Source organism: Asanoa hainanensis (genome assembly GCF_900188485.1).
GTDB lineage: Bacteria > Actinomycetota > Actinomycetes > Mycobacteriales > Micromonosporaceae > Asanoa > Asanoa hainanensis.
The window spans coordinates 164728-176012 of record NZ_FZPH01000009.1 but is presented as its reverse complement, the minus strand read 5'-3'; the positions used below and the strand labels follow the sequence as shown (position 1 = coordinate 176012).

13 protein-coding genes are annotated in these 11285 nt (G+C 75.3%); 11 read left to right on the top strand and 2 right to left on the bottom strand.

What is annotated here, in order from left to right; genetic code table 11:
- Positions 1-160: 160 nt before the first annotated feature.
- From CHC05_RS22445 to CHC05_RS22395, 11 genes are read left to right on the top strand one after another with little or no spacing between them, the layout of a single operon-like run.
- A complete protein-coding gene (locus CHC05_RS22445; RefSeq protein WP_218824630.1) occupies positions 161-937 on the top strand; it encodes an IclR family transcriptional regulator in 777 nt (258 codons plus the stop codon).
- A complete protein-coding gene (locus tag CHC05_RS22440) occupies positions 934-1758 on the top strand; it encodes an HpcH/HpaI aldolase/citrate lyase family protein (protein WP_089251993.1) in 825 nt (274 codons plus the stop codon). The genes CHC05_RS22445 and CHC05_RS22440 overlap by 4 nt, the downstream gene beginning before the upstream one ends.
- Entirely contained in the window at positions 1755-2594 is an 840-nt protein-coding gene (locus CHC05_RS22435) for a cyclase family protein (protein WP_089251991.1), read from the top strand. The genes CHC05_RS22440 and CHC05_RS22435 overlap by 4 nt, the downstream gene beginning before the upstream one ends.
- Positions 2591-3988, top strand: a complete 1398-nt coding sequence (locus CHC05_RS22430; protein ID WP_089251989.1) for an MmgE/PrpD family protein — start codon at positions 2591-2593, stop codon at positions 3986-3988. The genes CHC05_RS22435 and CHC05_RS22430 overlap by 4 nt, the downstream gene beginning before the upstream one ends.
- The gene (locus CHC05_RS22425; protein WP_089251987.1) at positions 3985-5277 is read left to right on the top strand and encodes an MmgE/PrpD family protein; all 1293 of its coding nucleotides are present in this window, start codon (positions 3985-3987) and stop codon (positions 5275-5277) included. Before CHC05_RS22430 ends, CHC05_RS22425 begins: the two co-directional genes overlap by 4 nt.
- Positions 5274-6149, top strand: a complete 876-nt coding sequence (locus CHC05_RS22420; RefSeq protein WP_089251985.1) for a DUF3891 family protein — start codon at positions 5274-5276, stop codon at positions 6147-6149. The genes CHC05_RS22425 and CHC05_RS22420 overlap by 4 nt, the downstream gene beginning before the upstream one ends.
- A complete protein-coding gene (locus tag CHC05_RS22415; protein ID WP_144022714.1) occupies positions 6149-6658 on the top strand; it encodes a hypothetical protein in 510 nt (169 codons plus the stop codon). Before CHC05_RS22420 ends, CHC05_RS22415 begins: the two co-directional genes overlap by 1 nt.
- On the top strand, positions 6655-7008 hold the full coding sequence (locus CHC05_RS22410; protein ID WP_089251981.1) for an EthD domain-containing protein: 354 nt from the start codon (positions 6655-6657) through the stop codon (positions 7006-7008). Before CHC05_RS22415 ends, CHC05_RS22410 begins: the two co-directional genes overlap by 4 nt.
- Positions 7005-7586, top strand: coding sequence for a hypothetical protein (locus CHC05_RS22405; protein WP_089251979.1), 582 nt, complete (start codon positions 7005-7007; stop codon positions 7584-7586). Before CHC05_RS22410 ends, CHC05_RS22405 begins: the two co-directional genes overlap by 4 nt.
- Positions 7583-8497, top strand: a complete 915-nt coding sequence (locus tag CHC05_RS22400; protein WP_089251977.1) for an LLM class flavin-dependent oxidoreductase — start codon at positions 7583-7585, stop codon at positions 8495-8497. The genes CHC05_RS22405 and CHC05_RS22400 overlap by 4 nt, the downstream gene beginning before the upstream one ends.
- Positions 8494-9849 (top strand): MmgE/PrpD family protein, encoded by a 1356-nt coding sequence (locus tag CHC05_RS22395; protein ID WP_089251975.1) that lies wholly within the window; start codon positions 8494-8496, stop codon positions 9847-9849. Before CHC05_RS22400 ends, CHC05_RS22395 begins: the two co-directional genes overlap by 4 nt.
- On the opposite strand, the gene CHC05_RS22390 is transcribed toward CHC05_RS22395, so the two are convergent.
- Positions 9846-10583 (bottom strand): zf-HC2 domain-containing protein, encoded by a 738-nt coding sequence (locus CHC05_RS22390; RefSeq protein WP_089251973.1) that lies wholly within the window; start codon positions 10581-10583, stop codon positions 9846-9848. The two genes, CHC05_RS22395 and CHC05_RS22390, sit on opposite strands and share 4 nt — an antisense overlap.
- Positions 10580-11263, bottom strand: coding sequence for a sigma-70 family RNA polymerase sigma factor (locus CHC05_RS22385; RefSeq protein ID WP_089251971.1), 684 nt, complete (start codon positions 11261-11263; stop codon positions 10580-10582). The genes CHC05_RS22390 and CHC05_RS22385 overlap by 4 nt, the downstream gene beginning before the upstream one ends.
- Positions 11264-11285: the final 22 nt, after the last annotated feature.

Below are 11285 nucleotides of genomic sequence, written 5' to 3'. Positions count from 1 at the left end.
CATGAAGGCTGACTCTGGCACTGCCCGTGTTACGGGTCAAGACTCCGTTGCAGAATCTTCTTCAACGCAGCACAGAGGCGGGTTGAGGGGTTGACCCCCGAGCGGGTCGGTGTTGAAATCGTGTTCCGCTGGCTGAAACACCGTACTGAGGGATGTGGACGTGGCAGAAGGTCAAGGCACGGAGGCGGCAACCCGCGTCGCCGACGTGCTGCTCCTGTTCACCGACGGGCCGGACTTCCTCGGGGTCACCGCCATCGCGCGCAGCCTCGACCTGTCCAAGGCCGTGGTGCACCGGATCCTGCAGACCCTCGTCGAGCGCCGGCTCCTGGTCAGCGACCCGGCCAGCCGCGGCTACCAGCTCGGCCCCGCAGCAGCGGCGCTCGGCGCGCGGGCGCTGCGCGAGTCGCAACTGCGCACCGTCGCGATGCCGGTGCTGCGCGAGCTCCAACTGGCCACCGGCGAGACGACCACCGTCTCGGCGCGGGTGCACAGCGGCCGCGTCTACCTCGACCAGGTCGAGTCCACCCGGGAAATCAAGATGACCGTCGAGGTGGGCCGCCGATACCCGCTGCACGCGGGCAGTTCGAGCACGTGCATCCTGGCGTTCCTGCCGGACGCCGAGCGCGAGGCGGTGCTCCGCGCCGACCTGCCGACGCTGACGAGCCGCACGACGACCGACCACGACCTGCTGCGCATCCGCCTGGCCGAGATCCGCGAGACCGGCGTCGCCGGCTCCGACGGCGAGCGGCAGGAGGGCGCCGGCTCGGTCGCCTCGCCGGTGTTCGGCATCGACGGCACCGTCATCGGCGCGATCTCCGTCTGCGGGCCGGCGCACCGCGTCGACGCGGACGCCCGGGAACGCTACGGGCCGCTGGTCCGCGAGGCCGCCGACCGGATCTCGCGCGCCCTCGGCTGGTCCGGCGGGTTGCCCAAGTGACTCCGCGCTCCTGGCTCTACGTGCCCGGGCACCGCACCGACCGGGTGGCCAAGGCCCTGGCCGCCGGGGCCGACGCGGTCGTCGTCGACCTCGAGGACGCCGTGCCGCCCGACCAGAAGCGGGTCGCCCGGGAGACCGCGCTGCGGCTGGCCGCCGAGGACCGTCCAGTGTGGGTACGCGTGAACGACCCCGCCGGCCCGTGGGGCGCGGCGGACGTCGAGGCCCTCGCCGGGCTGAACCTGGCCGGCCTGCGCCTGCCCCGCTGCGAGGACCCGGCCGTCGTCCGCGAGGTCGGCAACCGCGCCGGGCTTCCCCTGCAACTGCTGGTGGAGACCGCCGCCGGCCTGGCCCGGGCCGCCGACCTGGCCACCGCGCACCCGCTGGTCGCGGCCCTCGGGCTCGGAGAGGCCGACCTGTCCGCGGACCTGCGGGTGACCGGCGACGAGGGACTGGCCTGGGCCCGCGGCTGGATCGTGGTCGCGGCCCGCACGGCCGGCCTGCCCTCGCCCATCCAGAGCGTCTACACCGACGTCGCCGACCTCGACGGCCTGCGGGCCAGCACCGAGCAGGCCCGGCTGAGCGGCTTCGTCGGCCGGTCGGTGGTGCATCCCCGCCAGATCCCGGTCGTGCACGACGTCTTCACCCCCGGCGCCGCCGAGGTGGCCGCCGCGCGGGCGGTGCTCGCCGCCGCGGCCCGCGCGCAGGAGCGCGGCGAGGTCGCCGTGCTCGACGCCGACGGGCGGTTCGTCGACCCCGCCGTGGTGCGCCGGGCCCGACTCGTGCTCGACCTGTCCGACCTTTCCGCAGGAGGAACGAATTGACCACCGAGCCGCAGGCCCGCCCCGCGCCTGACGCCCTGCTCGCCGCGGTGACCGCCGGCGTACGGCTCGTCGAGCTCGGGCACCCGCACTTCACGGGCATGCCGTGCTCGCCGAACCACCCCGGTTTCCGGATGAGCCTGATCCGCCGCCACGGCGACATGGTGCGCCCCGACGGCGGCTCGGCGGCCAACGAGATGATCGTGACGGGCGGGCACGTGGGCACCCACGTCGACGCGCTCTCCCACGTCAGCCACGACGGCAAGCTGCACGGCGGCGTCGACGCCGCGGCCGCCCAGACCGGCGGCCGGTTCACCGCGCTCGGCGCCGAGCACACCCCCGCCCTGCTCACCCGCGGCGTGTTGCTCGACGTGGCCGCCGTGCACGGCGTGGACGTGCTGCCCGCCGGCTACGGCGTCACCGCCGACGACCTCGACGCCGCCGCCAAACGGGCCGGTGTCGAGGTGGGTCGCGGCGATGTCGCGCTGGTCCGCACCGGCTGGGCCCGGCACTTCGACGACGCGCCGACCTACCTCGGACAGAGCAGCGGCGTTCCGGGGGCCACCACCGAGGCCGCGCAGTGGCTGGCCGCGCGCGAGGTGGTCGCGACCGGGTCGGACACCACGGCGTACGAGCAGATCCGCCCCGGCGCCGGGCACAGCGTGCTGCCGGTGCACCGGGTGCTGCTGGTCGACGCCGGCATCTACATCATCGAACACCTCAACCTGGAGGACGCGGCGGCACAGGGGTTGACCGAGTTCGTCTTCGGGATGGCCCCGCTGCGCATCGTGGGTGGCACCGGCTCGCCGGTCCGGCCGTTCGCGGCGGTAGCCGCATGACCGCCCCCACCGTCGTGCAGCGGCTGGCCGCCGTCGCCGCGGACGTGCGCCGCGACGGCCTGCCGGGCGACCTGCGGCAGGACGTGGCCCGCCGGGTGCTCGACCTGATCGGCAACAGCCTCGCGGCCACCGGGCTGCCGCCCGCCCGCGCCGTCACCGCGTACGTCCGGGAGGCCGGCGGCACCCCCGAGGCGGTCGCGATCGGCACCGGGCTGCGCGTGCCGGCCGCCAACGCCGCCCTGGTCAACGGAACCCTGGCGCACTCCCTCGACTTCGACGACACCCACCTGCCGTCGGTGCTGCACCCGTCGTCGCCGGTGGTGCCGGCCGCGCTCGCCGTGGCCGAGGCCCGGGGTGCGTCCGGCGCCGCGCTGCTGGACGCCGCCGGCATGGGCATCGAGGTCGCGGTCCGGCTCGGCATGGGCGGCTACGACCGCGTCCTGGGCAACTCCGAGTTCTTCGAGCGCGGCCAGCACGCCACTTCGATCTGCGGCGCGGTCGGCGCCGCGGTCGCGGCCGCCATGGTCGGCGGAGCCGACGCCGAGGGCATCGCGCACGCGGCCGGCATCGCCGCCAGCATGGGCGCCGGGCTGCTGGAGGCCAACCGCACCGGCGGCACGGTCAAGCGGGTCCACTGTGGCTGGGCCGCGCACGCCGGCGTGGTGGCGGCGGCGCTGGCCCGGCACGGGCTCACCGGCCCGCCGACGGTCGTCGAGGGCCGCTTCGGCTTCCTGCACGCGTTCTGCGGTGAGCGGGCCGACGTCGACGCGGTGGTCGACCGGCTCGGCGAGCACTGGGAGCTGCCCGGGATCTTCTTCAAGCCGTACCCGTGCAACCACTTCACCCAGGCCGGCATCGACGCGGCGCTGACCCTGCGCGCCCGGGGCGTCGACCCGGCCGCGATCGAGTCGATCGAGCTGGGCGTGCCCTCGCCGGTGCTGCGCACGATCGCGCAGCCGCCCGAGGACAAGGCGCGGCCGAAGTCCGGCTACCACGCGGCGTTCAGCGGCCCGTACACCGTCGCCGCGGCCCTGCTCGGCGGTGGCGGCCTGGGCCTCGGTCACGCCGACTTCACCGACGCGGCGGCGGCCGACGAGGCCCGGCTGGCGCTGGCCGCGAAGGTCACCTGCGTCCCGGACGCCCGCTGCGACGAGATCTTCCCGAACCAGTTCCCCGCCGTGCTCCGGGTGGTCCTGCACGACGGCACCCGACACGAGGTGCGCGTCGACGTCAACCGGGGCGGCCCGGGCAACCCACTGTCCTCCGCGGAGCTGGCCACGAAGTTCGCCTTCAACGCGGCCGCCGTCGAGGACCGCGACGCGATCGCCGCGGCCGTGCTCGACCTCGTGGCCGCACCGGACGTGGCCGGCCTGATGGACCGGGTACGGGGATGATCGAGCGGCTCGCCGCGACGGACTGGGCCGCCGCACCGTCGCCCGTCCGGGACCGCGTGGTCGACCTCGTCGCCGACACGGTCGCGGTGGCCGCGCTGGGCAGCGGACGGCCGGAGCTGCGGGCGCTGTCCTGCGGCGGCTCGGGGCTGTCCACAGTGGTCGGCTCCCACGATGGCTGGCCGGTCGCGGACGCGCAGTTCCGCAACGGCAGCGCGATCGCCGCCGACCAGCTCCAGGACGGTCACCGCCTGGCCCGCGGTCACCCCGCCTCGCACGTCGTGCCGGCGGTGCTGGCGTTCGCCGAGGACCGCGACCGCTCCGGCGCCGAGCTGCTGTCGGCGGTGCTCGCCGGTTACGAGGCCGGCGTCCGGATCGGGCGGGCGATGGGCGGCACGCCGAGCGGCGTGCACGACATCGGCACGTGGGGGCAGGTCGGCGCGGCCGCCGGCGTGGCGCGGCTGCTGGCGCCCGGCGACCCGGCCGCGATGCGCCGGGCGGTCGAGCTCGCGGCGTCCGCCGTGCTGCTCAGCGACGCGGCGACGATCTTCGCGGGACGCACCGGCGGGCACGCCTTCCTGGGCGCCTCGGTGCAGCTCGGCGCGAGCCTGGGCGCGGCCGCCGTGAGCGGCCTGGAGCCGGAGCCGGGCGCGCTGGACCGGCATTTCGCGGCCGTCGCGGCCCGCGACTGGTCCGGTCTCGCCCCGGACGAGGGCTACGCGGTGCTGGGCGGCTACCTCAAGGCGCACCCGACCTGCGCACACCTGCACGGCGTGAACGACGCGGTCGCCGATATCGGCCCGCTGTCCGATGTGGAGCGCGTCGAGGTCCGGACGTTCGCGCACGCGGCCGCCTTCGACCAGGTCGCCGACACCGAGCTGGCCGCGCGGTTCAGCGTGCCCACCTCGGTCGCGGTCGCCCTGCTCACCGGCCGGCTCGACGAGACCACGCTGACCACGGAGATCGTCCGGTCGCCCGCGGTCCGCGAGCTCGCCGGCCGCGTGGACGTGCGCCACGACCCGGAGCTGGACGCCGGCTACCCGGCCGGCCGGCCGGCCCGGGTGCGGGTGGTCCGGGCCGACGGCAGCGAGCTGACCGCCTCCGCCGACCTCCCGCGCGGCGACGACGAGCGGGCGTTCGACCGGGACACCCTGCGGGCCAAGGCCCGCCGCCTGATCGGCCACCGCTTCCCCGGCCACGCCGGCGCCGTGCTCGCGGCGGTCGACGGCCTGGCCACCGGCGGCTCCGCCCGGGAGCTCGGTGCCGCGCTGCGGACGGCGGCGGCCGCGTGATCGTCACCCGCCGCGACGGCGCCCTGCACCTGGTCGAGCAGGTCGAGCACGGCCGGGTCTCCGGCGTCCTCGCGGCCGCCTGGGGCAACGAGGTGTTCGAGGCGCCCACCCCGGGCGAGCCGGTGCGCACCGCGGCGACCCGGCACGACGAGGGCTGGCGGGCCTGGGACGCCCGGGTGCTCTTCCACGAGCTCGACCGGCGGCCGCTGCACTTCCTGGAGATCGACGCGAGCGAGCACGTCCAGCTCTACCGGCAGGGCGTCGAGCGGGTCGCGCTCGGCGACGTCTACGCCGGCGTGCTGGTCGGCATGCACTGGACCGGCCTCTACCGGGGCCGCTGGTCGGCGCCCGGCGCGCGCGGGCGGCTCGACCTCGGCGCCGACGGCCGCGCCGCGCAGGACGCCGCGGTGGACGCCGAGGAACGGCGCTGGGTCGAGGCCAAGCGGCTGGCCTGGACGTCGCAGGAGCCGCGGGCCGCGTTCGAGGCCCGGCTCTGGCACAACTTCGAGCTGCTCCAGCTCTGGGACCTGCTGTCGCTCTACCTGTGCGTGATGCCGTCGCAGCCGGCCGCCGCGCCGGGCCCGGCCACACCGTGGGGTCCGCAGCTCGCGGCCCTGGCGCACGCGGCCGAGGACGTGCTGTTGCCACCGGTGCGCGGCAACCCGTTCGGGCCTGCCCAGCGGATCACCGTCGGCGTCCGCGTGCCCGGCGTGCTCTGGCTCGACCCGTACCCGTTCGCTTCGGAAATGACGGTCGACGTGGTCAGCACCGCCGTCCCCGACCGGCCGTTCAGCCACGCGGAGCTCGTCTCCCGCGTCGGTCGCACGCCGGCCACCGTCACGACCTGGCGCCTCGCGCCGTGGAGCAGCTGATGGACCTCGACTCCGCCTACGACTTCGTGCTCCGCGAGGCCGGCTTCGCCCAGGTGACCACCATCGACCGCGGCGGCTTCCCGGTCGCCCGCACGATGACCGCGTTCCTGGAGCCGGACTGGTCGGTCAGCCTGGTGCAGCGGGCCGGGCACCGCCGCCTCGACCAGTGGCGCCGCGATCCGCACACGCTGGTCACCTGGGTCGGCACGCCGGCTCCCGGCGCCAGCAACGACCATCCGCACGTCTTCGACCTCGACCTGCTGCCACCCCGCGTGGTCGCCGTGCGCGGCACGGCGGTGCTGATGCCGGCGGACTGGACGGTCGCGGTCTACCGGCGGGAGGTGACGCGGCAGCGGGCCGCCGGACACACCAAGGCTCCATTGCGGACGGACGAACAGGTCGTCGCCGAACTGGCCGGGGTACGCATCGTTCCCGCCCGGGTGCGGCTGGAGGGATTCGGCGCCGGTGCGGAGTCCCACCTCTGGACCGTGAGGAGAGAAACCACATGATCAAGAACATTCTCGGGTACGAGATCGAGGACGGCGTCAGCCCCGTGGAGTACGAGCGCTGGCTGTTCGAGGTGCACGCGCCCGACCTGCTGGCCAACCAGTACCTGGACAAGATTGTCTTCAACAAGGTGCTGCGGCCGGTGCGCCAGGCCTCGGGCAACACGGCCGCGGTGCCGGAGGGCTACACGTTCTACCGGATCGCGGAGATGTACTACGCCGACGAGGAGGCGTACGCGAACTACCTGCGGTGGTTCGAGGAGAATCCGTTGCCGGTCGAGCGTGGCCCGGCCGGGCGCACGAAGTTCAAGTTCTACCTGGTCACCGAGAGCACCGAGGTGACCCGCGAATGACCGTCGGCACGATGCTCGCCGCATTCGCCGCCCTGCCGGCTCCGGACGGCGACCTGTCCGCGTGGGCGGCCCGGGTCGGCACCCCGGACGGTGACTTCCCGCTCATCGGCACCGGGACCCGGGCGGAGACCTACACCGCACTGCTGTGGAACGGCGAGCGCTGCGCGCGGGCCGGCCTCGGTCAGGAGAGCGCGCTGACCCTGGTCGGGCTCGCGGTCGGCGCCGCGCACGGGCGGACGGCCGTCGAGCTGTCCGACGCCGTCGCCGCCGGTGCCGCGTACCCGGCACCGCGGGCGACCGTGAGCACCGGCGTGCTGGCCGCCACGGTGTGCGCCGCCCGGCTGGCCCGCGTGCCGGAGGACGAGCTGCCGGCGCTGCTCGACCTCGCGGCCAGCCTGATGGTGATCGGGCCGCCGGGCGTGGCACCCGGGCACGACCCGGCCGCCGCCTGGCTCGCCCTGCGCGCCCGCGACGCCGGCATCGTCGGCATGTCGGGCGCCCTGGCGCACACCGTCTCCCTGCTGTCCGACGATCCGTCCGATGTGGACGTCGCGGAGCTCGTCAGGGCGCTGCGATGATCCTGCTCAACATCGTCCGGCCGATCGGCACCGCGGACCCGGTCGCGCTGGCGGGCACGGCGCTGGCCGCAGGCCTGGACGGCATCGCGCTGGCCGACAGTCCCCGGCTGTTCCCGGACTGCCTGGTGGAGACCGAGCGCGTGCTCGGTGGCACCACCGCCCGGCTGGCCGGGCCGTGCGTGCTCAGCCTCGGCCTGCGCCACCCGGCCACGGTCGCCGGCGCGGTGCGCACCCTCGACGGGCACCATCCCGGCCGGGTGTTCACGGTGGTCGGGCGGGGCGAGAGCTCGGTGCGCAACGAAGGGGTGGCGCCGCCGTCGCTGCGCGCGTACGAGGAGTCCCTGCGCACCCTGCGCGAGTTGGTGCCGCCGTCGGCCGTCGTGCTCGGCGCCGCGTCCGGGCCGCGCACCATCGCGTCGACCGCGGCCCTGCTCGGTGGCGTGCTGGTCGACGCGGGCGCCGACCCGGCGATCGTCGGCAAGGCGGTCGCGCTGGCCCGGTCCGAGCGACCGGACGCCACCGTCTGGATGTTCGTCCGCGCGGTCGTGACCGACGACCCCGACGCCGCCGCACCCGTGCTCGGCTCCTGCGCGGCCCGGCTCGTGCGGGCACCGGACTGGTTCGACGTGCCGGCCGACCGGCGCCCGGCGGTCAGCGCCGTCGCCGACGCACACGACTACCGGCGGCACGGCACCGCCGACGCCCGCCGGGGTGAGGTGCCGGCCGGCGCCGACCGCTTCGTCCGGGACCGATTCGTGGTCACCGGCGACCCGGCAGCGGTCACCGCGCGGTTCGCCGAGTTCCGCGCGCTCGGCGTCGACGGCGTCGTGCTCGCCGGCGCCCTGGACGGCGTGTGGGACCGGCTCGACGAGCTCGGGACCGCCGTCCGCACCGGGATGGGGGAATCATGATCGACACCGCGCGGATCGCCGCGTTCGCCCACGACGCCCGCCTCGACGACGCACCGCCGGAGGTCGTCGCCTTCGCGGGCCGGTTGCTGCTCGACACGCTGGGCGCGCTGCTCGGCGGCCTGCGCTACCCGCAGGTGACGGCGTTCGGCGACAGCCTGCGCGCTGCGGAGCCGGCCGGGCCGCGCGACCTCCCGTTCGGCCGGCTGGTCACCCTCGGCACGGCCGCCACCTGGCTGGACGCCGACTCCGGCGGCTCGTTCCACCCGCAGGGCCACCGCCTGCCGCCCGTGCCGACCGCGCACCCGGCCCCGCACTCCCTGCCGGTCCTGCTGCACGCCGCGGCCGGCGGCCTCGACGACCGCCGCCTGCTGGAGATCTTCCTGGTCGCCAACGAGGTCGGAATGCGGTTCGGCGTGGGCACCACGCTGCGGCCCGGCCTGCACCCGCACGGAATCCACGGTCCGATCGCTTCGGCCGTCGCCACCGCGTTGCTGCACGACCTCTCCTCCGCGCTCACCGCCACCTCGGTGGAGCTCGCCGGCTCGGTGCCGCTGGCGGCGACGTTAGCCGTGCCCATGCACGGCGGCACGGTGCGCAACCTCTGGACGGGACTCGGCGCCTACTACGGCGCCGCGGCCGCCGGACGGGCCGCCGACGGGGTGGCCGGCTCGGCAACGGTGCTGAGCCAGTTGCTCGACGGCCTCGTCACCACGGGTCTGTCCACATCGGAGCTGACCGGCGGGCTGGGCGAGCGCTGGCGGCTGGCGGACAGCTACCTCAAGCCGTACGCCTGCGCGCGTTGGATCCATCCGGCCCTGGACGCGTTCCGCCTGGCCGTCGCGGGCGCGCCGGAGAGGGGCGGGCTGGCCGCGATCGAGGTCGACACGTTCGCCTTCGCCGCGTCGCTGTCGGCCGTGCGGGTCGCCTCGGACCTGCACGCCCGGTTCTCCGTGCCGGTCAGCCTGGCCACGTACGCGCTCGACGGGGAGCTCGCCGCGGCCGGCTTCCTGCCCGACCGGCTGGCCCGCTCCGAGGTGGGCGAACTGGCCGCGCTGGTGCGGCTGCGCGAGGAGCCGGCGTACACCGCGGCCCTACCCCACGAACGCCCGACCACGGTCACGGTGCGCTGGCGCGACGGCTCGGCGGAAACGGCGTCGGTCCGCAACGCCCGCGGCAATCCGTCCGACCCGCTGCCGGACGACGAGGTCGCGGCCAAGTTCCGCCGCAACGCACAGGACGTGCTCACGCCGGCCACCGCGGACGCCGTCGTGGCGGGCCTGCTCGACAGCGCCGCCGGCGGCCACACACTGCAGGCGGTGGCCACGGAGGTGCTCGGCCGGTTCTGTCCCTAGACGGGGACGGTGACCAGCGGGCTGGTCGCGCCGTCGGGCTGGAGCACCTGCACCTCGACGGCTTGCAGGTCCTTGAGCGGCGACGCGGTGGCCGCCTGGAGCGTCAGCGCGTCCGGTCGCGCCGGCGTGCCGTAGCCTCCCGGCGGCACCTGCCAGCTGGACAGCACCTCGGCGGCGCCGTCCTTGGTCAGCGCGACCAACCGGCAGGTCGCCGGCCCGTCGAGGTTGCTGAGCGCGAACGAGATCCGGGTGCCGAAGGGCTTCGTGTCGACGGCGACCTCGGCGTGCACACCCGACTTCGCGTCGGTCGCGCTGTGCCGCTCGCCGGGGCCGACGTCGGGCTTCGGCGCCGACGAGGACGGTGGCGGTCCGGCGGCCACCTGCGGCTCGGCCACCCAGTTGGCGCCCGCGAAGAGCGCCAACGCGCCCACCAGCGCGATCAGCACCACGCCGGCCGCGAGGCTGAGCACGCGCTGCCGGCGGGCCCGGCGGCGGTCGTCGCCGACCGCGGTCAGCATCCGGCCGAGCAGGCGGCCGTCGCGGTCGACCTGCTCCGTCACCGCGAGGTCGTTGCCGTTGACCGCCCCGAGCGCGTCCACCACCGGCAGGAACGACTCCAGCTCGCCGGCGCAGACCCAACACGTGGCGAGATGCTCCTCGAACCGCTCGGTGTCGGCCTCGTCGAGAACGCCGAGCGCGTACGACGCGACGTCCCAGTGCTCCTCGCGGCTCATGCCTCGGTCACCTCGCGTGCCTCGAGCGCCTCGCGCAGGGCGCGCAGCGCGTAGTAGACGCGGGACTTCGCCGTCCCCAGGGGAACCCCCAGCTCCGCGGCCGCTTCCGGCACGGTCCGGCCGCGAAAGTACGTCGCCAGAATGATCTCGCGGTGCACCGGGCTCAGCGTCTTGAACGCGGAGGTGATGGTCATCCGGCGGACGACCTGCTCGGTCTCGTCCGACTCCGCGAAGCGCGACAGGTCCTGGTCGTACATCTCCTGCGGCCGGGCCTGCACGCTGCGGTGCTCGTCGATCACGATCCGCCGGGCCACGGTCACCAGCCAGGGCCGCAGCGACGGCTGTGTGGAGGTGGTGAGGCGGTCCGCGTTGCGCCAGGCCCGCAGCAGGGTCTCCTGCACCACGTCTTCGGCGCGCTGGCGGTCGCCTCCGGTCAGCCGGAGCACGAACATCAGTAACGGACCCGCGTGCTCGCGGTAAAGCAGCCGCATGAGCTCGTCGGCGTCACCGGGGGGCCCTGACCCGGCTGAGGGTTTACCGGGTTCCGAACGTGGCAGCACGCGATCATTCTGTCGTGCGACCACCGACTCGTCAGTAGCCGCCCCATGAATGCGTGGCGAGGCCCGGAACGTCCAGTTCGGCGACATCACACCGGGTAGCGCGGCGGTTACCGCGTGCATGCCAGCTCTCCCTCGTGCCGGG

Coding starts and splice junctions, on each gene's coding strand:
- CHC05_RS22400 (WP_089251977.1), top strand. CDS start 7,583: ATGATCCTGCTCAACATCGTCCGGCCGATCGGCACCGCGGACCCGGTC.
- CHC05_RS22410 (WP_089251981.1), top strand. CDS start 6,655: ATGATCAAGAACATTCTCGGGTACGAGATCGAGGACGGCGTCAGCCCC.
- CHC05_RS22425 (WP_089251987.1), top strand. CDS start 3,985: ATGATCGAGCGGCTCGCCGCGACGGACTGGGCCGCCGCACCGTCGCCC.
- CHC05_RS22405 (WP_089251979.1), top strand. CDS start 7,005: ATGACCGTCGGCACGATGCTCGCCGCATTCGCCGCCCTGCCGGCTCCG.
- CHC05_RS22385 (WP_089251971.1), bottom strand. CDS start 11,263: ATGCACGCGGTAACCGCCGCGCTACCCGGTGTGATGTCGCCGAACTGG.
- CHC05_RS22390 (WP_089251973.1), bottom strand. CDS start 10,583: ATGAGCCGCGAGGAGCACTGGGACGTCGCGTCGTACGCGCTCGGCGTT.
- CHC05_RS22395 (WP_089251975.1), top strand. CDS start 8,494: ATGATCGACACCGCGCGGATCGCCGCGTTCGCCCACGACGCCCGCCTC.
- CHC05_RS22430 (WP_089251989.1), top strand. CDS start 2,591: ATGACCGCCCCCACCGTCGTGCAGCGGCTGGCCGCCGTCGCCGCGGAC.
- CHC05_RS22415 (WP_144022714.1), top strand. CDS start 6,149: ATGGACCTCGACTCCGCCTACGACTTCGTGCTCCGCGAGGCCGGCTTC.